The organism is Achromobacter maghribensis, assembly GCF_057334215.1.
The window spans coordinates 97,356-117,704 of the sequence record NZ_JBHFII010000014.1 but is presented as its reverse complement, the minus strand read 5'-3'; the positions used below and the strand labels follow the sequence as shown (position 1 = coordinate 117,704).

The following is a 20,349-nucleotide window of genomic DNA, read 5'->3' as shown; positions in this document are numbered from 1 at the left end:
CCGCATGCGTCGAGACGTTCGACAATGGACGCGGCGGGTATGGATAGGGGCAAGGAGGTCACGGTGTCATCTCAGGTACGCGGTGACCCAAATTCTAGGAATCCGAGCAATAATCGACTATTCATTTAATCGGATAGATCGATACGAAAATCGGATCGATGTAATGATGGAAAACCCTGATCCCAACCTGCTGAGGCGCCTGCGAATTCGGCATCTGGAATTGCTTTGCCATTTGCGCGAGGTGTCTACGGTCCACGCCGCGGCTGAACGCATGCACTTGTCCCAGCCGGCGGCGACCAGGATGATCAAAGAGATTGAAGAGATCTTCGGCGGGCCGCTGTTTGACCGCATGGCGCGCGGCATTGCCGCGAACCACATCGGGGCGGAATTGATCCGCCGGTCGGACGTCTTGTTGGCCGGCTTGTTGGCGGCGCAGGAAGAAACCGCCGCCATGCGGGCGGGGGCGTCGGGGTTGGTTCGGATCGGCACTTTTTCGGGGTCTTCCATGCTTCCTACGGGCATCGTGGAGCTGTGCCGCCGGATGCCCGGTTTAAAGGTGCAGATTCGAGAGACGCAGATCGACGTATTGATTTCCGAGCTGCTGCGCGGCGAGCTGGATTGCATTGTCGGCGCACTGGCGCCGGACGAGTTCAACAACGAACGGTTGGATCGGTTGCGAGTGGATCTGCTTGCCAGCGACCGCCTCAGCGTCGTGGCTTCCCGCACGAATCCCCTTGCGCGACGGCGAAAGGTCACCTGGGCGCATCTGGCCGAACAATCCTGGATCTTGCCGCCGCGCGGCTCGTTGCTTCGGCGCGCGGTGATCGCCGCCTGCCTGACGGAAGGCGTCACGCCGCCGCAACCCCGCATCGAATGCCTGTCCACGCTGACGGTGCTGACGTTCCTGCGTCAGGACCCGGGCTGCATCGGGCCGATGCGCGAGCAGCACGCGCTGGAAGAGACAACGATCAACAAGAACCTGGTGATTCTCGATGTGCGGCCAAGCGCCACGATGCCGCCATTGGCCATGCTGACGCGGAGCGGGCCGGAAACGATGCGCCGTCCTGTCAGCGAATTGCTCGATGTGCTTAAAGGTCTATCGCCACCGCATAAGGGCCTGCATGCGTAGCGGGCGCGCCCTGTCACACCGCATACGTCACCCGATGCGCCTCGGTTGGCAGCGGCAGGTCCCAGCGGTGCAGCATGCCGGTCAACGTCTTGTTCGATAGCGATGTGTCGCGCCGGGTGTTCCGGCGCAGCAGCTCGGCGCGCGGTTGTTCCAGATAGACCAGTTCAACTTGCGCATGATACGAATACAGCAGATCCAGCGTTTTCTTGCGCATCAGCTCGCTAAGGTGGGTGGCGTTCCAGACGAAGGGCGCTTTGCGCCGCAGCAGTTCGCGCGCCCGGTCGATAGCCAGGTGCGCCACCATGCCTTCGTTCTTGCCGTGGCGCAGGCCCAGCTCTTCTCGCGCATCGTCGAACGAAATCACCGGCAGCTCGGGATGATGCCGGCTTACCCAGGTGTTCTTGCCCGACGCGGGCAGTCCGGACATCACAATCACCCGCGATCCAGGTTCCTGAAACAACGGGTAATCGGGATGGACGTCGGCGCCGCGAAAATAGCTGACCGCGGTATGGGCATCGGCGAAGGCACGTGGCTGACCGAAGCACCGTTCGTCGCGCGCCAGTTCGCAGAACAGCGCGATGTTGTCCAGCACGCGCTGACCGTCCGGACAGATGCGTCCGCGCATGTCGGCTTCGGCCAGCATGGCCAGCAATGGAATGTCGACCTGCCAGGACAGTTCGCGCACGATGAACTCGGGCGTCTTGCCGCGGCGCGAGCCCTCCAGTGCGAAAAACGGCACCTGATGGACCGCGATCAACCTGCACACGGCTTCGCGCACGGCAAAGGGCACGCCCGCATCCCACAGCGCAATACGCGCGTCGATGGCGCCCTTGCGGGAGTGGCCGGGCTGGCCGATGGCGCCGGTGACCGGGTCGATGACGGTCGTGCTGTGCTTGGCGATGTCGTGCAGCAGCGCGGCAAGAAATACGATTTCCTGGTCGGCCCGCTCCGCCGCCTGGTATTGCGGCAATGCCAGCAGCGCTTCCATCACCATTTTCGTATGGGTCCAGACGTCGCCCTCGCCGTGATAGCGCGGGTCTTGCGGCGTGGCCTTGGCCAGTTCCAGCGCGGGAAATGCCGCCAGGCAGGCGTTGAAATCCGGCGCCTTGCCCGGAGCAGGCGTCAGTGCCCGCAGTGCTTCGTATTGCATGATCTATTCCTTATTGTCCGGCGGCGCCGCGCAGCGTGTCCCAGTCCACCGCGAGACGCGGCGCGTAGAGGTCAACGCCGGGCGCCAACTGGTTGGGCACGTAGGGCTGCTCGGAATGGTGTTTGTCCGAATCCAGGATGGCTTGAACGAAATCTCGCCGTACCCACTTGTAGCGGGCGATCGTCCTGCCGTCGGCTTCCACCTTGACGTACAGGCCTTCCGACAGGTCCGATTTGTCGCATTGTTTCCAGGCGCGCTCTAGGTCCAAGCCTTCTCGCTGCACGGTGGCTTCAAATGCCTTGCGCCAGTCTGGTGTCTTGGCCAGCGACGGCCGCAGCAGGGCCTTGAGCGTGTCAAGCCTGGGCGGCGCCACGCCTTCATACAGGACGGGCACGGACAGCACGGGGCCATCCGCCAGCAGGGCGCGGCGCGCCTGGGTGGACAGGAAGTCGCCGCTGTGACGATCCAGGACATCGAACTCGAAAAAATGATGCGGCAAGGCGTCGTAGAAAACCGAGTGTTTCTTCGACAGCGTTTCGCCATACATCACGTAGCGATCCTCCAGGCGGTCAAGCAGCCAGTCGGTGTGCGCCGCGGCCCAGGCTTTTACGAAACTGAATTGCCGTTCGCGGCCGCCGCCCACCAGGTAGTGGCCGCGCGATTGCAGCAGCAGTTCGCCCGATGGGCTGAAGCTGATGCCGGTGTTCGCGCCGTCGAGCTTCTCCTCGACGATCAGGTGCAGGCCGGCCAACTGGCGGTACGGCACGTGGTCGTGGCCTTCGTCGCCGTCTTGCAGGCGCGAGCCTTCCAGGTGGGGGGTGCGGGGATAGCGAAACAGGTCCAGCGATTGCGCGTAAGCGCAGAAATCTTGCGTCATGGGATCTTCTCCAGTGTGATGGAAAAGCCGACGACGCAGTCTGGACGGGAAAGGAAAGCGAGTGGGTGTGTGCTTCCTGGAACCGCGCCTGGACCCCATGGTGTGCGCTCAAGACTCAGGTGTCGAGCAGCACGGGGCGCGCAGGCAGACCGCGATTACCAGGGCGGTAGTCGTCGGCGTTTAGGCGTAGTGACGGATGGCAGACACGGTTGCACTCAAATGAAAAGGGGGGGAAAGAAGAGGCAGAATCCTAAGACACCGGAAAGGGTTTTGTCAATGCGCGGGATGACGCGGATGCGTAAGCGCTTATGGCCGACCGGAAAAGTCGCTGGCGGGCACATTGCGACGGCGCGAAAAGTCGCAGAGCTCGGCGGCCCGCCGCGCGATGTACTCGGCGCGCGTATCGAGCGAGCCCTGGTGAAAGACCGCGTTGTAGATCATCGGCGGCGGCATGGGGACGCTGTGAACGATCTTCAGCAGGCCGGCTTCCAGTTCCGGCCTGAAATACGCCGGGCACAGCTGGCTGATGCCGAAACCGTCGATGGTCAGTTCGCCCAGCACGGCCAGGCTGTTGCTGGCGAAGACGCGGTTGAATCGGAACCCGTGTTCCTCCAGCCAGGGCCGATAGAACAGGCTTTTGCTGGAATCGTGGGACTGCTCAAGAAACGGGTACAGCGCAAAGTCCATGGGCTTCAACGGGCCTTCCGGCACGCCTAGCGCGGGGCTGGCCATCCAGACGTTTTCCACGACGCCCACCGGCATCAGCTGGAAGTCCTCGCCCCAGTACGTGCCTGGCACGATGGCCAGGTCCAGTTCATGTTGGCGCAGCTGATCGATCAACTGCAGGCCGGGCGCCACGCTGGGCTCCAAGGTCAAACCCGGACTCTCTTTCACCACGGTGCTGATCAAGAGGCCCAGCCAGCTAAGCGCCGTCAGTTCGGTGACGCCGATGCGGACCTTGCCTTCCAGCGGCGCCGAGCCGCCCGCCGCTTCAGCCATGCGCAGCCGCAGCCGCAGCGCCTCTTCGGCCATGGGTAAAAGGCGTTCGCCGTCGGGGGTCAGAACAATACCGGTGGCGCCGCGATGGAGCAGACGCTTGCCCAATTCGGCTTCCAGGTCGCTGACTCGCTTGGAGATCGCGGACTGGGTCGTGTGCAGCGTCGTCGCGGCGGCGCTCAGGCTACCCAGCTTGGCGCTGTGATAGAACGCCTCGAGTTGTTTGAAGGTTGGATTCATGGGTAGGGCGGGCGAGGGGCCGTGAAGATCCAGGAACCCATGCCAATCTGGAATGGCGGGGTATGCGGATTAGTCGCTACCGCCTGGAAAGTGATCGTATCCATAATGTGTCCACTGTTCAATAGACTCCGGATGGACCATGCAAACCGCCGCAAGACTTCAGCGTATCAAGCCTTCACCCAGTTCGATGGCGGGCCAGCATGCCCGCATGCTGCGCGCCCAGGGCAGGGACATCGTGGGCCTGACGTCGGGCGAACCCGATTTTGATACGCCGGCACACATTCGCGAGGCCGCCTATCGTGCCATGAACGACGGCCAAACGCGCTACACCGATGTGGGCGGCACGGCCGCGTTGCGTGAAGCCATCCGCGCCAAGTTTGCGCGTGAAAACGGACTGGATTACGGGCTGGACGAAATCATCGTCAGCACTGGCGCCAAGCAGATCATTTTCAACGCCATCATGGCCACCGTCGATACCGGCGACGAAGTGATCGTGCCCGCGCCGTATTGGGTGTCTTACCCCGACATCACCTTGCTGGCCAACGGCACGCCGGTGATCGTCGAGACGCGCGCGGAAAACGGATTCCGTTTGCAGGCGGAAGAACTTGAACGCGCGATCACGCCGAAGACGCGTTGGCTGATCCTGAACGGCCCGAACAACCCCAGCGGCGCCAATTTCACTGAAGCCGATTTGCAGGCCCTGGCGGAAGTCTTGCGCAAGCACCCGCACGTCTGGATTCTGACGGACGACATTTATGAACATCTGCTTTATGACGGCCGGCGGTTCTACACGCTGGCGCAGGTGGCGCCAGACCTGAAAGATCGCACGCTGACGCTGAATGGCGTATCGAAGGCTTATGCGATGACCGGATGGCGAATCGGCTATGCCGGGGCGCCGGCGGCGTTGATCAAGGCAATGACCAAGCTGCAATCGCAAAGCACATCCAATCCAAGCTCCGTGAGCCAGGCGGCGGCATTGGCGGCGTTGACCGGCCCGCAAGACTTCGTCGCGCAGAGCCGTGAGCGTTTTCAGGCGCGGCGGGACCGTATCGTCCAGGCCCTGAACGCCATTGACGGTATTGATTGCGCCAGCCCCGAGGGCGCATTCTACGTCTTTCCGAAGTGTGCCGACCTGTACGGCTTGACCTTGCCGGATGGCAGCAAGCTGCAAAACAGCGAGCAATGGGTGCTGCATTTGCTGAATGCGCAGAACCTGGCGGTGCTGCAAGGCTCGGCTTATGGCGTTGACACGCATTTTCGAATTTCATTTGCCGCCAGCGACGCCGTGCTGGAGGAAGGTTGCCGTCGTATCGCGCAGGCACGGGCGCAGCTGGCCTGACCTGTTGCACTGTTTAAAAATCACAAGGGGAAAACCATGAACAAAAAACAAGCACTGACGCTAAGCGTCACCCAGACCGTCGCGGCCGTCTTGATTGCGTGCGCACCGCTTGCGCACGCCGCGGATTATCCCAACAAGCCCGTGCGTTTGATCGTGGGTTTTGCCCCGGGCGGATCCAACGACATCATCGCGCGGCTGCTGGCTCCCAAGCTGGAAGCGGTGTTGAAGCAGTCCGTCGTAGTCGAGAACCGGCCCGGCGCCGCGGGCAACATTGCCGCGGACGCGGCCATCAAAGCGGCCGCCGACGGGCACACGGTGTTCATGTGCACCACGGGCACGCTGTCCATTCAACCCTTCCTGCCCCAACGCATGCCGTTTGATGTGGAGACGATCACTCCCATCACGCAGATTGGCAACACGCCCTATCTGATGCTGGTCAGCAAGGACCTGCCGGTAACCACGGTAGGTGAATTCTTGAAGTACGCACGCGAGAATCCCGGCAAGGTCAACTACGCGTCATCCGGCAACGGCACCACCGCGCACCTGGCGGGCGAGATGCTGCGTGCCAACGCCAAGATCGATATCGTGCACGTGCCGTACAAGGGGGCGGGCCAGGCGATGGTCGACTTGAACAGCGGTCGGGTATCGCTGATGTTCGACCAGGCCGTCAGTTCGCTGCCCTACATCCAATCCGGTGCATTGAAGGCGCTGGCGGTTGCGAACGATCATCGGCTGCGTGGCTTGCCGGACCTTCCCACGACGGACGAGGCCGGCTTGAAGAACTTCAATCCCACGCCCTGGACCGGGTTGTGCGCGGGCCCTGGCATTCCTGCCGAGGCCGTGAGAACGCTGCAGCAGGCCACCACGCAGGTATTGGCGGACCCCGAGATACGTGAACGCTTTCAGCGCGATGGCATCGAGCCGGTCGGAAGCACGCCGGAACAATTCGCCGCATTCCTGAAGGCTGACCGCGCCAAGTGGGGCGGCCTGGTCAAAAACGCGGACATTCAGCTTTGATCGTCCAGACCCGCATTGGGAATATTCAAACATGAACCCTTCTTCCTCCGCCGTCGCATGGCCGGCCGGCTACGGCATCCATCCGCGCCAGCAGGGCGCGGATGCCGACACCATTGCCGCCTTTTCCTCGCTACCGGTCGCCGCTATCGGCGACGCGATGAGCCGTCATATCGGCGCGATTGGATTGCGCCAATATCACGCGGACCTCAATACCGTGCTCTGTGGTAACGCCTTTACGGTGCGCGTGCGGCCAGGCGACAACCTGATGATTCATAAGGCGCTCACCATGGTGCGGCCGGGCGACGTGCTTGTCATTGACGGCGGTGGCGACCTGACCCAGGCGCTGGTTGGCGGGCTGATGCGCACCACCTGCATCGCACAAGGGCTGGCCGGCCTGGTCATCGATGGCGCCGTGCGCGATGTGGTCGAGTGGGCCGAAGGCGGCATGCCGCTCTTTGCCAAAGGCCATACCCATCGCGGCCCGACCAAGGACGGTCCGGGGGAGATCAACGTCCCGATCGCCTGCGCTGGCCTGCACGTGGCGCCGGGGGACGTGATCGTGGGTGATGCGGACGGCGTGATCGCCATTCCCGCCGCATACGCCAAGGATGTGTTGCAGCGCACGCGTCGCCATCTGGATAAAGAGGCAAGGATTCGTGAAGAAAATCGTTCCGGCACGTCCGACCCGGAGCGGTTTGATTCGCTGCTGCGGGCGAAGGGCCTGGCCGTTTAAGGCCAGGTGACGGAATGCCCGGGCGCCGAAGTGCCGCCGAGGATTACGGTGTCGACTGCAATGTCGATGTCTGTACTTTGCTGATCGCTATCCATAGACCGTATTTGCGGTTTCCCGAGGTGGGCGGATCCGTTCACCCGCTGGCCTGCTCCATGCCGCTACGTCCTACGCTCCAGGCTTTGGGAGAGGGACATCACCGGTCGTTCATTCTGCTGGGCGTTCGTGGCTGGCGCGGCGTGGGTGCAATGCCTGCCTGCGCTGCCGGGGCGGATGCTGTTGTTGCTGGCCGCGGGCTTGGGCGTGCTGGCTTCGGTTTGCTGGGCGCGCTTGCGCCAGGACGCGGTTCGTATTGCCGCAGCCATGGTGTTGGGTCTGTGCGCCGGCACGCTTAACGCCAGCCTGCAAGCCGGGTATCGGCTGGACGACGCCCTGGCGGATGCGCACCAGGACCAGGTGTCACGGCTGATCGTGCGGGTGGCTGAACTGCCGGACGGAGACGATCGGCATCAACGTTTCGTGGCCGAGCTGGCGGAACCTTCCCGGCCCGGCATTCCGTCGCGCATCCAGGTGACGTGGCAAGCGCCGCCCGGGGCAAAGCGCGGAACGTTGCAGGACATACCGCAGTTGCTGCCTGGCCAGGTGTGGCGCATGGCGCTGGTGTTGAGGCGTCCGCATGGCCTGCTGAATCCGGCGGGGCCCGACGCGGAAGCGCGGATGTTCGCGCGCGGCTTGCGCGCCGTGGGCACCGTTCGCGGCCAGCCCAGGCTGCTGGACGATCAACCCTGGGCGTCGCCCGGCATCGCAATTGAACGTGCCCGGCATCGGGTGCGCGAGGGATTGCGCAAGGCCTTGGGCGGCCATCGTTATGCACCCGTGCTGATTGCGTTGGCAATCGGCGATCAGGCGGGTGTGGCGCGCGACGATTGGCGTATCTTCAACCGCAGTGGCATCACGCATCTGGTGTCGATCAGCGGCATGCATGTCACGTCGATTGCCGGGATTGCGGGCGTGCTGGTGGCGGCGCTGTGGCGGCGGGCGCGCTGGCGTGGTGTGGGGTTGGCGGAATATGCGCCGTCGCGGGTGGCGGGCGGGGCGGCGGCGGCGATGGTGGCCTTGCTGTATTGCTTGTTGGCAGGGTGGGGCGTGCCTGCGCGGCGCACGTTTTTCATGTTGTCGGTGGTGCTGGCGGCGGCGATGTCGCGGTTGCCGTTGACGGCGGGCCGGGTGTTGGCCTGCGCCGCGGCAGGGGTGGTGGCGTTGGATCCCTGGGCGCCGTTGTCGCCCGGGTTCTGGCTGTCGTTCGGGGCAGTGGCGATTCTGCTGCGCATCGCGGACGCGCCGTTTGATGCGGAAGCGGATTGGCGCAGGCGGTGGATGGCCAGGCTGGAGCAGGCCACGCGCTTGCAATTGCTGGTCACCTTGGGGTTGACGCCTTTGCTGGCCTTCCTGGTGTATCAAGTCTCGGTGGGGTCGCCGTTGGCCAACGCGGTGGCGATTCCTTCGGTGACGTTTATCGTGACGCCGCTGGCGTTGCTATGCGCGGCCCTGTCGGTGTTGCCGGGCGCGGGCGGCATCGCTGCCTGGGTGGGGCAATTGGGGTTGGCGGCGTTCGACTACACGATGGTGCCGGTGGCGTGGGTGGGCAATGCAGGATGGGCCAGCTTTGCGGTGGCGGCCGCGCCGTGGCCCTGGCTGCTGTTGGCGGTAGCGGGGATGGCGTGGGCCTTGCAAGTACGCGGCTGGCCGGCGCGGCACGTGGGGTGGGTGTGCATGTTGCCGCTGCTGTGCTGGCGGCCTGACCGGCCGGACCCCGGCCATTGGCGGATGAGCGCGCTGGATGTGGGGCAGGGCAGCGCCATCCTGGTGGAGACGGCTAGCCAGACATTGCTGTTCGATGCCGGTCCGCGCCATTACGGCGGCAGCGATGCCGGCGAACGCGTGGTGGCGCCGTTCTTAAGGGCGCGCGGTATCGGGGCGTTGGATGTGCTGGTGTTGTCGCATGCCGATCAGGACCACGTGGGCGGCACGCGGGCGGTGCTTGCGGCGGCGCCGGTCCGGCGCAGCTACGCGTCGTTCGATGTGGCGGCGTTTGTGCGGCGGGATGCGCGGTTGTGGCCGGATACTGGCGGGGCCGCTCCGGGCGCCGCTTCCCGCGCCGCCGGTGCAGCAAAAGCCGGCGGTGGCCCCGCGGCCGTCTTGCCACCCGCCTTGCCGCAAGAGATGCTGCGGTGCCAGGCTGACGACGCCTGGGACGTCGACGGCGTGACGTTCACCTTCCTGCATCCGGCCGGTGGCGGCAGCGGGGCGGTCGCCGACCGCAATGCCGATAGCTGCGTGCTTCGCGTGGAGGGCGTCAGCCATTCGCTACTGTTGACCGGTGACATCGGGGTGGCGCAGGAGCGCGCGCTGGTGGCGCGAGGCGTGCCGCCGACGGATGTGGTGATGGCGGCGCATCATGGCTCGGCGTCGTCGTCCGGGCGGGATTGGGTGGCTGCGACGCAAGCCAGCCACGCGGTGGCGCAAACCGGTCACCTGAACCGCTTTCGTCATCCGGCGCCGGCGGTCGCGCGGCGCTGGTTGCGCGCGGGGGCGGCGTTCTGGCGCAGCGACCGGGACGGAGCGGTGATGGCGGAGTCTGCCGCGCAAGGGTTGGATGTGTGGTCGCAGCGGGAGCGCGGCCGTCGGTATTGGCACGGGCGCTAGGCGCAAAGGGCCGCGCTGCCCCGGCAGGCCGCGCACGCGAGCCGGGGCGTGCGGGCCCGGTTCAGCCCGGCGCGTGCTTGCGGGTTTGCTTGACGGCAGGCGGGGGCGACGGCGGAGGAGCGATGTCGCTTTTCTCGACGACATAGCGCACGGGCAGCATGACGATTTGCTTGTCCGGCGCCATGTCTGGCGTGAAGGCGGGCAGCCGGCCGGCGCGCCGGATCATGGCCAAGGTCGCCTTGTCCACCGCGACGTTGCCTGAAGACCGGGCCAGCGTCACGCCTTCGACGGCGCCAGTGGGCAGGACGACGATGCGCACCTGGAGGTTCAGGTCCGAATTGGCCTCATGGATCTCGCGGGGGGCCACGATGTTGCGTTGCAGCTGCTGGCGGATGGCGGTGTGCCATTCGACCTGCGTATTCAGCGTGTTGGCGAGCAAGGGGACGGGCAGGCCCAAGACGAGCGCGGCAATGAGGAAGGCGCGGTACCGCCAATGCATGGGGAAATCTCCTGGGCTGGGGCCGTCGGCCTATCTGCCGGACGAATCCCGGCAGCATAACCGACGTCATCCGTGCGTTATGCCGTGCCCGCCGCCAGGTCGTCGAACAGCCGGTCGCCGCCCATCTGGCCGCCCTTGAGCATCAGTTCGACGCCGTCGATGACCGGGTCGTCGCTGCGGGCGACGCTGACGGTGACGCCCGGCGCCAGCACGCTGCGAAATGCCAGGCCCCACAACCCCAGCGCCAGCGTGGCCTGGCTGGAGGTGTCGCCGCCCGCGATGCCGATGCGCGACAGCCGCTTGCCCGCTTGCGCGCTGGCCGCCACGATCGCTGCCGCGAGCCGTGCGGTGCCGCTTGCCGTGGCTGCGGCCTGTTGGGCGGTGACGGCTTGCGCGGGCCGGTCCGTGTGGACCAGCACATTGCGCCCGTCGGCCAGCGACGAGGCCGCCAGCTGGACCTGCTGCGCGGCGTAGTCGGGGTCGTCCAGCAGCCGCTGCACATGCAAGGGCTGGCGTGTGTACTGTTGGCAGGCGGCGATTTGCCGCGCGGTAACGGGCGACAGGCTGCCCGCCACGATCAGGACCGGGCCGGCCGCAGGCGGCAAGGCGGCGCAAGGGGTGTTCGCGTGGCCGGGCGCGTGGGCGCGGGCCAGCGCTTGCTGCACGCTGCTGGGGCCGACCGCAAGCAGCGGCACGCACGCCGCTGCGCGCCAGATCAGCCGCCCGATGACGGGCAATTGCTCGTCGTCGGTCACGTCGAAAAGGACGGGGCCGTCGGACGTTTCGATCACGCCATCGATCCAGTCTTCCACGCCTGGGGCGTCGGCGGCCTGTCGCAGGCGGGGGTAGGCGATGTGCGGCAGCGAGCGGATATCGGCCACGCCCTGGGCCGCCAGATGCAGGCGCAGATCGGCCTCGTGCATGGGCGTGACGGGATGCTGGCTCATGACCGGATGACGGTCGATGCGATGGATCTCGGGCGCGCTGCCCGCGCGGGCGAACAATTGGGCAAAGCTGCAATAGCGCCCGATTCCCGGCTGCCCGCCCAGGATGGGCACCAGCGGGTTCGGCATGTGGCGGCGCAGTTCGCGGATGGCCACGCCGATGCTGCCGACGTGGGGCGCGCTATCAAAGGTGGAACAGCATTTGTAGTGCAGCACACGCGCGCCGGTGCCCGCCATGAAGCGGCCGACGGCGCGCAGCTCGATTTCCATCTGGTCCGGTGCCATGGCGCGCGCGGCGCCGGCGATGCCCAAGGCGTCCTGCGGACCGGCGCGGCGCAGTTGTTCGGGCGTGGGCACGCCCAGAAACAGCAGGCTGCGCAGGCCGGCGCGGGACACTTCCGCCAGCGTGTCGGTGGCGCCCGTGAAGTCATCGCCATACCAACACACGCGTGGCGCGGACGCGCCGCCTTCGACGCCAGTCATGCGCGGTTTCCGAAGAAGGCCAGGGCGCGTTGCAGTTCGGGTGCGTTTCGCGCGAAGTCTTCCAGCGACTGCCCCTCGCGCACGGCATGCCAGGCCTGGCGGATGCTCTGCACGCCGGCGGCGGGGCCGTCCGGGTGGGCCAGGATGCCGCCGCCGGACATGAACATCAGGTCGTCGGTGCGCACCGCGGACCAGGTGGCGGGGACGGTGCCGGCCCATTGGCCGGACGAGAATGCCGGCATGACCGGATCGTCGATGCCCAGCGTCAACGAGGCCAGGCAGTCGCGCGCCGAGTCGACGACTTCCTGGTCGTCCTGCGCGAACTTGCCCTGCAATCCATGCACGTGCATGTGGTCCACGCCTGCCAGCCGCCATAGCGTCTGGTAGGCCTGGAAGCCGATGCCCAAGAGCGGCGCGCGCGACAGGGCGCCATAGCCGTTGCGGTGGCCGTGCAGGGCCAGCGGCGTGCTGCGGCGCAGAGTCTGGATCGCCGAGAAGCCGCACCAGTTCAGGCTGGCCATGACGCAGGTGCCTTCTTCGCGTTCAATCAGGTCGGCGTGGCGGCGCATGGCGTCGGTTTCGTCGCTGATGTTGAAGGCCACCATGACTTGCCGGCCGGTCCGTTCGCGATGCGCCCGCACCACCGCCATGACGGCGGCGACGCGCTGCGCCAGCGGGGCGTGCGTGGGGTTGGCGCAGACTTCGTCGTCCTTGATGAAGTCCACGCCCGCCGCGCACAGTTGCGCGACCAGATGCGCGGTCTGTTCGGGCGACAGCCCGACATTGGGCTTGATGATCGTTCCCACCAGCGGCCCGGCGGCCACGCCCGTCAGCTGCCGCGTGCCGGCGATGCCGACCCGTGGCATGTCGAATTGGGCACGGTAGTTGGCAGGAAGCTCCATGCTTTCCAGGCGCAGCCCGGTGACTTCGCCCAGATCGTACAGATTGCCGCCGACCGTGGCCGCCAGCGTGGCCAGGTTGGCGCCGACATTGGCGACGGGAAAGGCGATGCGGACGCGGGCCCGCTGGTACTGCCCCGGCATGCCGCCCGGCTGGCGCGCCAGCCAGGCGTTTGGCAGGCTGGGCGTGGCCACGGTGTCCAGAAGTTCGACGGATTCGATCCGCGCGCGGGCACGGGCGCGCAGCTCGTCGGTTTCGCCCTGGACGCGGGTGAAGGTGCCGCAGGACTGCTCGCCCGCCATCACCTCGGCGACCCGGGTGGGATCCATTGGCGTTTCGATCAGATAGGTGGCGCTAAACGATTGGGAATTCATGGTGGCGGGCGGCAAACAGTGTCGGGGCAGGGGGCGTTCAGAGGCGGCTCAGATCGGGGAACGGACGCACGGGGTCCTTGCCGTCCCAGTCCGTGGCGCTATTGCGGATCAGGTCGAACAGGCGGCCCTTGGGGCCGGCGACTTCGGACAGCTCGATCACGGTGCCCGGGTGGTATTCGGTGTCGAAATAGATGAAGCGGCCTTTTTCGCCGACCTCACCGCTCATCTTGGGCTTGAAGCCCTGGGCCAGCAGGCGTTCCAGATCGGCGTCGTAGCTTTCCGTCCAGTAGGCCACGTGCTGCAGGCCGGTGCGGCCGGCTTGCAGGAAATCGCGGTACATGGAGGGCACGTCGTTGCGCGTCTGAATCAGTTCAACCTGCACGAAGCCCGAGTTGGCCAATGCCACCGAATTGTGCGGCTCGTGGCTGACGCCGTCGTACTGGTAATTCACGATCGGCACGCGCGGGTTGTAGTACCAGGGGCCCACGCCAAGCGTGGTGCTCCAGTAGTCCATGGCGGCTTCGATGTCGTGGACCACATAACCGAGTTGGCGGATTTCGCCCAGGAAACGACTCATGATGGATCTTTATGAAAGGTGGCGGAAGAGGCGAAGCGCGTGCGGCAGGCGGGCGCCTGCCGCGTCGCGTCATAGGAAACCGATCGAGAACCAGGGGAAGGCGGCGACGACGATCAGCCCCACCAGCAGCGCGGCGATGTAGCCCCAGATCGGGCCGATGCCCTCGTTGGGGTCGACGCGGCTGATGGCGCAGGCGCCGTAGTAACCCACGCCGAAGGGCGGCGCGAACAGGCCGATCCCCATGGCGAAGATCACGACCATCGCGTAATGGACTTCATGCACGCCGGCCTGCACCGCGATCGGGAACAGCAGCGGCCCGAACAGCACGATGGCGGGAATGCCTTCCAACACGCTGCCCAGGATGATGAAGGCGACGATGGACACCGCCAGGAAACCGTAGCTGCCGCCGGGCATGCCGGCCATCAGGCGGGCCAGGTCGCCCGAGAATCCCGACTGCGTCAACGCCCAGGCCATGGCGGTGGCGCAGCCCACGATCAGCATGATGGCGCCCGACAACGAGGCCGTTTCGATCAACATGGGCCGCAAGCGGGCCCAGTCGAAACGCCGGTAGACCAGGATGCCGACGACGGCGGAATACACGATGCCGATGGTCGATACCTCGGTGGCCGTGGCCACGCCTTCGACCACCGCTGCGCGGATCACGAAGGGCAGGGCGACGGCGGGCAGGGCGATCACGAAGAAGCGGCCGATTTCCTTCGCGCTGAAGCGTTGCACCAGGCTCAGGTCTTCCCTGCGGTAACGCCACCACACCACCGAACACAATGCCAGGCCCAGCACCACCGCGGGCAGCAGGCCGCCCGTGAACAGCGCGGCGATGGATACGCCGGTGACCGATCCGATCGTGATCAGCACGATGGACGGCGGAATGGTCTCGGTCTGGGCGCCGGTGGCCGACAGCAGCGCCACCAGATCGCCCGGCTTGGCGCCGCGCTTCTGCATTTCAGGGAACAGCACGGGAGCGATGGCCGCCATGTCGGCGATCTTCGACCCCGAGATGCCCGACACCAGGTACATGGCGCCGATCAGCACATAAGACAGCCCGCCGCGCACATGGCCCAGCAGGCTCGCCAGGAACTGGATCATGGCGCGCGCCATGCCGGTCATCTCGATCAACGATCCCAGGAAGATGAACAGCGGCACTGCCAGCAGCATCAGGTGCGACATGCCTTCGTCCAGCCGCCCGACCATCACTTCCATCGGCGTGTTGGTGGTCAGCGCCAGATAGGAAAATGTTGCCAGTGCGAACGAAAACGCGATCGGCACGCCCGAAAACACGGTGGCGGCCACGATGCCAACGAAGAAAATCACCAGGTTGAGCTTGCCCAGCCCCTTGAACAGCGGCTGTGCCAGCCAGAATACGGCGACCACCACGGCCACGGCGGCCAGCGCCATCAGCACTTGCGGCAAGGGCTGCGTGCGCAGCAGCCGCAGCACCGCCACGACGGCCATCAGCCCCATGCCCACCGGAATGGCGGAGGCCCGCCAGGCGTTGCTGAGTTCCAGCGCGGGAGTGATGATGAAATGCTCTTCGTGCGCGTATTCAATCGCGGGCGCCAGGATCAGGATCAGGAAGGCCAGCGACGCGGCCAGCGCCACGGTTTCCAGCTGCGCGCGCCGCGTGGGGCTGACGTTGTTGACCAGGGCCGTCATCCGCATGTGCTCGCCGCGGCGCAGGGCCACGACGGCACCCAGCATGGACAGCCACAGGAACAGGATGGAGGCGAGTTCGTCGGACCAGACCAATGGGCTGTGGAACACGTAGCGCGCGACGACGCCGGCGAACAGCACAACGATCTCGATCAGCACGATGGCGGCGGCCGCGTGCTCGACCACGCAGCCCAGCGCGCCGTCAAGCGAGCTGGCGGCCCGGCGCAGGGGATTGGCCGGCAGCACCGGGGCCGCGGCGTGGGGGGCGGACAAGGAAGACATGGCGCGACCTCAGGCCAGCTTGCCGACGCTTTGTTCCAGCAGCGACCAGGCTTCGTTGCCGAAACGGCCTTGCCATTCCTTGTAGAAGCCCGCGGTGCGCAGCTGTTCGCGGAAACTGTCGGCGGCCGGCTGATTGAACAGCAGCCCCTTGGCTTCCAGATCGGATTGCACCGAGGCGTTGAGCTTCTTGATGTCTTCGCGCTGCGCCAGGCCGGCTTCGTTGATGCCGCGGGCGACGACGGTCTTCAGGTCTTCCGGCAGTCCTTCCCACATGCGGCCGTTGGCGATGAACCAGTAGCCGTCCCAGATGTGGTTGGTCAGCGAGCAGTACTTCTGCACTTCGTACAGCTTGGCGACCTGGATGATGGGCAGCGGATTTTCCTGCGCGTCCACCACCTTGGTCTGCAACGACGAATACACCTCGCTGAACTGCAGGCTGGCGGGTGCTGCGCCGAGGCCCTTGAACATGGAGATCGGCAGCGAACTGACCGGCACGCGGATCTTCAAGCCGTTCATGTCGGACGCGGATGCCACGGGCGCCTTGCTGCTGGTGGTCTGGCGGAAGCCGTTGTCCCACATTTTTTCAAACGCGTAGAGCTTGCGCTGCGCGATGGCGGCGCGCACGTGCGCACCCAGCGCGCCGTCCATGGCGCCCCAGACCTGGTTGTAGTCCTTGAACGCGAAGCCCACGGCGTTGATGGCGGCTACCGGTACCAGGGTGGCGATCACAAGCGCGGACGGCGTGAAGAAATCGATGCCGCCCGAGCGCACTTGCGCCAGCATGTCGGTGTCGCCGCCCAGCTGGTTGTTCGGGAAGATCTTGATGTCGACGCGGCCGTTGCTTTCCTTCAGGATGCGTTCGGCGGCTTCCTGGGCGCGGATGTTCAGCGGGTGGGTAACGGGCAGGTTGTTGCCGTACTTGAGCGTGTAGTCGGCTGCGCGAGCAATCAGCGGGAATCCGCCGGCCAGGGCGGCCATGGCGGGAACGGCGCAAAGGCGACGCAGGGCACTGCGGCGTGTCAGCAGCTTCATGGTTGTCTCCATAATCGTAGTTATGATGTTTTTTGATGTGCCACAAAAACGCCAAACCCATGCGGCAGTGTGGACAATAGTGAATAGGCAGTATCATCGTCAAACCTTATTCATGATGGTTTTTGATGTGAATAGAGCCCTGCCCGAACGTAAGCTTGCCCGCCTGGCCGATGTGGCCGCGCGCGCCGGCGTCTCTACCGCCACGGCCGACCGCGTGTTGAACCGCCGGCCCGGGGTGCGCGCCAATACCGCGCAAAAGGTCTTCAAGGCTGCCATCGAACTGGACTATCTGCCGGAGCAGGAACTGGCCGCAGCCCCGGCCGAGCCCATGCGGCTGGTGTTCCTGCTGCCGCGCGGCAGCAACCGCTACCTGCGCATGCTGGGCGACACGGTCAGCTATGCGCACGAGCACTTCGCGCCCTTGAACGCCAAGTGCCAGATCGAATATGTGGAGAGCTTCAACCCCGATGCGCTGGCGCAAGCGCTGGCCAAGCACGGCAAGCGCGCGGACGGCATCGCGTTCATGGCGCTTGAGCATCCCGTGGTGCGCGAAGCGGTCAATATGCTGGCGGAGCAGGGCGTGCCCACGGTGACGCTGATTTCCGATCTGGCCAACAGTGCGCGCACGGCCTATGTGGGGCTGGACAACCGCGCGGCGGGACGTACCGCCGGCTACCTGATCGCGCGCTTCATCGGGTCGCGTGCCGCGCATGTGGCCCTGATCGCCGGTTCGCGCCATTACCGCGCTCACGAAGAGCGCGAAAGCGGGTTCCTGCAGTTGTATGCCGAACAGTTTCAGGCCATGCAGGTGGTGGACTTGCGCGAAGGCTACGACGACGCGCAGCGCAACTACGAGCAGACGCGCCAGTTGCTGGAGCAATATCCCAATCTGGCCGGCATCTATAACATCGGCGGGGCGTCCGACGGCGTGGCGCGCGCGCTGAAAGAAGCGGGCCTACAGCACCGCGTCGTGTTCATCGGCCACGGGCTGACGCCCGACACCCGGTCTTTGCTGATCGACGGCACGATGGACGCCGTCATCACGCAAAGCCCGATGGAAGCGCTGATGAGCTGCGTGCGCATCTTCTGCAATCTGCGCGATAAGCGCAGCGCGATGAACGGGGTGGAATTGGCGCGCAGCCAGGTGATTTTCCGCGAGAACCTGCCGTAGGTCGCCATGCCTTGCCGTGAATGAGCGGCAGACGCCTGCTGTCTCGGGGTCCGTGGCGCATCCGCTTGATGCCTCGCTTGCACTTTAACTGCCTAGGCAGTTAAACTTCGGAAATCAATCTCAAACGCTGCGGCAAGGCGACTATGTCCCGCGTCAAACCTTCCATGCTGGACCGTTTTCATACCGGTGAACTTGGCTTCATGGTGACGTCCGTGCGCAACAGCATCTACGACGCCCTGGAACGCGAGTTGGCGCCGTTCGAACTCACCACCCCGCAGTATGTGGTGCTGAATTGCCTGGCAAAGGGGTGGGGCCGCACGCTTAGCGACTTTTGCCGCGTACTGGCGTACGACTCGGGCGCCATGACGCGGCTGCTGGACCGTATCGCGGCCAAGGGGTTCATCCGTCGGGTCGAAAACGAAGCAGACCGGCGCAGCCATCTGATCGAGCTGACCGAACAGGGACAAGCCGCGCTGCCCCAGGTGCTTGACGCCATCGACGTCGCCATGCGGCGCTTGCTGACCGGTTTTTCGGAAGAGGATGCCGAGACGCTGCACAAGCTGTTGTCGCGGCTGCTGGTGAACGCTGCGGCGGACTGAGGTTATTCAGTCCGCTTTTTTTTATCCTTTTACCTGCCTAGGCATATACAGCCTGGGCCTAGATTAACTGCTACGTTGCCCACCGCCATGAGTTCCGCCCCAGCGCCAAGTCACTCCCCCGTCCCACCCGCGTTGCTGATGACGATCGGCGCGCTGACGTTCATCGATTTCCTGCAGAACGGCATGGTCACGTTTGCCGCAGCCCCCATCATGGGCGAGATCGGCGCAAGCCCCGAGGAATACACCACCGTCGCGGTCATCTACGCCTGCGTGGCCGTGGTGCTGATCGCGCTGCAAGGCTGGCTGGTGCATCACTTGGGATTGCGCCGCTATCTGCTGGCGTCGCTGGGCGCGGCGGCGGCGGGCGCGGTCGTGTGCGCGCTGTCGCTGGGCGAGACGGGGTTCCTGCTGGGCCGCGTCCTCATGGCCACCGGTTGCGCGGCGATGCTGACGTCGTCGCGGTTAAGCGTGAATCTGATTGCGCCGGGCCCGATGCGGTTCCAGGGCATCAATGCGTTGGCGACGGGGTTGTGCACGGGAACGGCGCTGGCGCCGTGGGTAGCGTCGGTGGCGGTCGACCACGATGGCTGGCCGTTGATGTTCTGGCTGGTCGCCGCGCTGTCGGTGCTGGCGATGATCCCGGTCGTCCGGTCGATGCCTGGGAAGGAAGGACACGCGACGGTGGCCGGGCAGGCCCGCATCGCGCCGATCGCCGCGCTGGGATTGGGCAGCTTCCTGCTGCTGCACGCGCTGCAGCGGTCCTATTACGATTTTTTCAGCGACCGTCATCTGCTGGTGCTGTCTGCGCTGGCCGGCATGGTCGCGCTGGGATACTTCGTCTGGTCGGAAACGCGCAACGGCGCGCCGCTGCTGAAATTGGGCGGCATGAAAGAGGCGCGGTTCGTAAGCGGGCTGGCGCTCTTCATGTTCTGCTATCTGATGCTGGGCGCCAATGGCTATCTGGTGCCATTGATGCTGCAACGCGCGCTGGGCCACTCCTGGGCCAATACGGGCGTGTTCTTCGCCATGGGCCTGGGGGCCGGCGTGCTGACGTTCGCCGTGATGTCGCAGCTGCTTGCCCGCTGGCCCTCGCCGCGCAAGTTTTTCGTGACGGGGTTCGTGGCGCTGGCGGCGTTCGGCGTCCTGATGTCGCGCCTGTCGCCCACGGCCGATGCCTGGACCGACGTGTTGCCCGCGCTGGCCTGCTATGGCGTGTTCATCATGATCATCATGCCCACCACGGCCATGAACACCTTCGCCGGCCTGACCCGCGACCCGGCCGTGTTCGCGCACGCCCAGCAGGTAAAGAACATGTTGGCGCAAATCGGTCAGGCGCTGGGCATCATGGTGGCTACCGTGGGGCAGCAGTGGCTGACATCCGAACACTACAACGTGCTGCAAGCCAGCATCGCCACGGGCAATGCCAACTTCGAAGCGGCCAAGGCGCGCCTGAGCAGCGTGTACGCCGCGGTGGCGGACCCGGCGCACGCGCAGCAGATGGCCATGGCGCAGATCTCTGAAATGCTGAACCAGCAATCCGTGCTGCTGGCGAATCTGGACCATTTCCGGGTGCTGGCCGTGCTGGCGGCGGCCGGCGCCCTGGTCAGCCTGAGGCAACGCGTATTCCGGTAGAGCG

The 20,349-nt window shown here is 65.4% G+C and carries 16 protein-coding genes and 2 pseudogenes; 8 read left to right on the top strand and 10 right to left on the bottom strand.

Annotated features, from left to right (window positions below):
- The first annotated feature begins 4 nt into the window (after window positions 1-4).
- Entirely contained in the window at window positions 5-1,129 is a 1,125-nt protein-coding gene (locus ACE039_RS05595) for a LysR family transcriptional regulator (RefSeq protein WP_448710029.1), read from the top strand.
- Window positions 1,130-1,142: 13 nt separating this feature from the next.
- Here ACE039_RS05595 and ACE039_RS05590 read toward each other — a convergent pair whose 3' ends face one another.
- From ACE039_RS05590 to ACE039_RS05580, 3 genes are all read right to left on the bottom strand, one after another.
- A complete protein-coding gene (locus tag ACE039_RS05590) occupies window positions 1,143-2,279 on the bottom strand; it encodes an AAA family ATPase (protein ID WP_485821883.1) in 1,137 nt (378 codons plus the stop codon).
- A 10-nt stretch (window positions 2,280-2,289) separates the two neighbouring features.
- Window positions 2,290-3,156 carry an RNA ligase family protein gene (locus ACE039_RS05585; protein WP_485821882.1) on the bottom strand — a complete coding sequence of 289 codons (867 nt, stop codon included), beginning with the start codon at window positions 3,154-3,156 and terminating at the stop codon, window positions 2,290-2,292.
- 306 nt (window positions 3,157-3,462) lie between these two features.
- On the bottom strand, window positions 3,463-4,392 hold the full coding sequence (locus tag ACE039_RS05580) for a LysR family transcriptional regulator (RefSeq protein WP_485821881.1): 930 nt from the start codon (window positions 4,390-4,392) through the stop codon (window positions 3,463-3,465).
- A 139-nt stretch (window positions 4,393-4,531) separates the two neighbouring features.
- Between ACE039_RS05580 and ACE039_RS05575 the strand changes: the two genes are divergently transcribed.
- The 4 genes from ACE039_RS05575 (at window position 4,532) to ACE039_RS05560 (ending at window position 10,184) form a co-directional block, all read left to right on the top strand.
- A complete protein-coding gene (locus ACE039_RS05575; RefSeq protein ID WP_485821880.1) occupies window positions 4,532-5,731 on the top strand; it encodes a pyridoxal phosphate-dependent aminotransferase in 1,200 nt (399 codons plus the stop codon).
- Between the two features lie 36 nt (window positions 5,732-5,767).
- Entirely contained in the window at window positions 5,768-6,748 is a 981-nt protein-coding gene (locus ACE039_RS05570; protein ID WP_485821879.1) for a Bug family tripartite tricarboxylate transporter substrate binding protein, read from the top strand.
- Window positions 6,749-6,779: 31 nt separating this feature from the next.
- Window positions 6,780-7,481, top strand: coding sequence for an RraA family protein (locus ACE039_RS05565; protein ID WP_448710035.1), 702 nt, complete (start codon window positions 6,780-6,782; stop codon window positions 7,479-7,481).
- Between the two features lie 270 nt (window positions 7,482-7,751).
- On the top strand, window positions 7,752-10,184 hold the full coding sequence (locus tag ACE039_RS05560) for a DNA internalization-related competence protein ComEC/Rec2 (protein ID WP_485821939.1): 2,433 nt from the start codon (window positions 7,752-7,754) through the stop codon (window positions 10,182-10,184).
- A gap of 61 nt (window positions 10,185-10,245) precedes the next feature.
- Here the strand turns inward: ACE039_RS05560 and ACE039_RS05555 are convergent, their stop codons facing one another.
- The 6 genes from ACE039_RS05555 to ACE039_RS05530 form a co-directional block, all read right to left on the bottom strand.
- Window positions 10,246-10,683, bottom strand: a complete 438-nt coding sequence (locus ACE039_RS05555) for an energy transducer TonB family protein (RefSeq protein WP_485821878.1) — start codon at window positions 10,681-10,683, stop codon at window positions 10,246-10,248.
- A gap of 77 nt (window positions 10,684-10,760) precedes the next feature.
- Window positions 10,761-12,110, bottom strand: coding sequence for a four-carbon acid sugar kinase family protein (locus ACE039_RS05550; protein WP_485821877.1), 1,350 nt, complete (start codon window positions 12,108-12,110; stop codon window positions 10,761-10,763).
- Complete coding sequence (locus tag ACE039_RS05545) at window positions 12,107-13,384, bottom strand: ribulose-bisphosphate carboxylase large subunit family protein (protein ID WP_313462169.1); 1,278 nt, start codon at window positions 13,382-13,384, stop codon at window positions 12,107-12,109. The genes ACE039_RS05550 and ACE039_RS05545 overlap by 4 nt, the downstream gene beginning before the upstream one ends.
- A 37-nt stretch (window positions 13,385-13,421) precedes the next feature.
- Window positions 13,422-13,961: a VOC family protein gene (locus ACE039_RS05540; protein WP_088591170.1), complete on the bottom strand. Its 540-nt coding sequence runs from the start codon at window positions 13,959-13,961 to the stop codon at window positions 13,422-13,424.
- Window positions 13,962-14,030: 69 nt separating this feature from the next.
- A complete protein-coding gene (locus ACE039_RS05535) occupies window positions 14,031-15,911 on the bottom strand; it encodes a TRAP transporter large permease (RefSeq protein ID WP_485821876.1) in 1,881 nt (626 codons plus the stop codon).
- Between the two features lie 9 nt (window positions 15,912-15,920).
- Entirely contained in the window at window positions 15,921-16,943 is a 1,023-nt protein-coding gene (locus ACE039_RS05530; protein ID WP_105557727.1) for a TRAP transporter substrate-binding protein, read from the bottom strand.
- Here ACE039_RS05530 and ACE039_RS05525 point away from each other — a divergent pair.
- Window positions 16,888-18,015 (top strand): annotated as a pseudogene (locus tag ACE039_RS05525) (LacI family DNA-binding transcriptional regulator); the annotation flags it as partial. The gene ACE039_RS05530 and the pseudogene ACE039_RS05525 overlap by 56 nt on opposite strands.
- 24 nt (window positions 18,016-18,039) lie before the next feature.
- On the opposite strand, the pseudogene ACE039_RS05520 reads toward ACE039_RS05525, so the two are convergent.
- Window positions 18,040-18,132, bottom strand: a pseudogene (locus tag ACE039_RS05520) (hypothetical protein); the annotation flags it as partial.
- Window positions 18,133-18,257: 125 nt separating this feature from the next.
- On the opposite strand from ACE039_RS05520, the gene ACE039_RS05515 reads away from it, so the two are divergent.
- Both ACE039_RS05515 and ACE039_RS05510 read left to right on the top strand, forming a co-directional pair.
- A complete protein-coding gene (locus ACE039_RS05515) occupies window positions 18,258-18,713 on the top strand; it encodes a MarR family winged helix-turn-helix transcriptional regulator (protein ID WP_485821875.1) in 456 nt (151 codons plus the stop codon).
- Window positions 18,714-18,851: 138 nt separating this feature from the next.
- Window positions 18,852-20,345, top strand: coding sequence for an MFS transporter (locus ACE039_RS05510; protein WP_485821874.1), 1,494 nt, complete (start codon window positions 18,852-18,854; stop codon window positions 20,343-20,345).
- Window positions 20,346-20,349: the final 4 nt, after the last annotated feature.

What these genes read in the sequence shown, in the direction of transcription:
- ACE039_RS05585 (WP_485821882.1), bottom strand. Translation starts at nt 3,156, where the DNA reads ATGACGCAAGATTTCTGCGCTTACGCGCAATCGCTGGACCTGTTTCGC.
- ACE039_RS05565 (WP_448710035.1), top strand. Translation starts at nt 6,780, where the DNA reads ATGAACCCTTCTTCCTCCGCCGTCGCATGGCCGGCCGGCTACGGCATC.
- ACE039_RS05580 (WP_485821881.1), bottom strand. Translation starts at nt 4,392, where the DNA reads ATGAATCCAACCTTCAAACAACTCGAGGCGTTCTATCACAGCGCCAAG.
- ACE039_RS05575 (WP_485821880.1), top strand. Translation starts at nt 4,532, where the DNA reads ATGCAAACCGCCGCAAGACTTCAGCGTATCAAGCCTTCACCCAGTTCG.
- ACE039_RS05570 (WP_485821879.1), top strand. Translation starts at nt 5,768, where the DNA reads ATGAACAAAAAACAAGCACTGACGCTAAGCGTCACCCAGACCGTCGCG.
- ACE039_RS05530 (WP_105557727.1), bottom strand. Translation starts at nt 16,943, where the DNA reads ATGAAGCTGCTGACACGCCGCAGTGCCCTGCGTCGCCTTTGCGCCGTT.
- ACE039_RS05540 (WP_088591170.1), bottom strand. Translation starts at nt 13,961, where the DNA reads ATGAGTCGTTTCCTGGGCGAAATCCGCCAACTCGGTTATGTGGTCCAC.
- ACE039_RS05590 (WP_485821883.1), bottom strand. Translation starts at nt 2,279, where the DNA reads ATGCAATACGAAGCACTGCGGGCACTGACGCCTGCTCCGGGCAAGGCG.
- ACE039_RS05545 (WP_313462169.1), bottom strand. Translation starts at nt 13,384, where the DNA reads ATGAATTCCCAATCGTTTAGCGCCACCTATCTGATCGAAACGCCAATG.
- ACE039_RS05515 (WP_485821875.1), top strand. Translation starts at nt 18,258, where the DNA reads ATGTCCCGCGTCAAACCTTCCATGCTGGACCGTTTTCATACCGGTGAA.
- ACE039_RS05595 (WP_448710029.1), top strand. Translation starts at nt 5, where the DNA reads ATGCGTCGAGACGTTCGACAATGGACGCGGCGGGTATGGATAGGGGCA.
- ACE039_RS05535 (WP_485821876.1), bottom strand. Translation starts at nt 15,911, where the DNA reads ATGTCTTCCTTGTCCGCCCCCCACGCCGCGGCCCCGGTGCTGCCGGCC.
- ACE039_RS05550 (WP_485821877.1), bottom strand. Translation starts at nt 12,110, where the DNA reads ATGACTGGCGTCGAAGGCGGCGCGTCCGCGCCACGCGTGTGTTGGTAT.
- ACE039_RS05560 (WP_485821939.1), top strand. Translation starts at nt 7,752, where the DNA reads ATGCTGTTGTTGCTGGCCGCGGGCTTGGGCGTGCTGGCTTCGGTTTGC.
- ACE039_RS05555 (WP_485821878.1), bottom strand. Translation starts at nt 10,683, where the DNA reads ATGCATTGGCGGTACCGCGCCTTCCTCATTGCCGCGCTCGTCTTGGGC.
- ACE039_RS05510 (WP_485821874.1), top strand. Translation starts at nt 18,852, where the DNA reads ATGACGATCGGCGCGCTGACGTTCATCGATTTCCTGCAGAACGGCATG.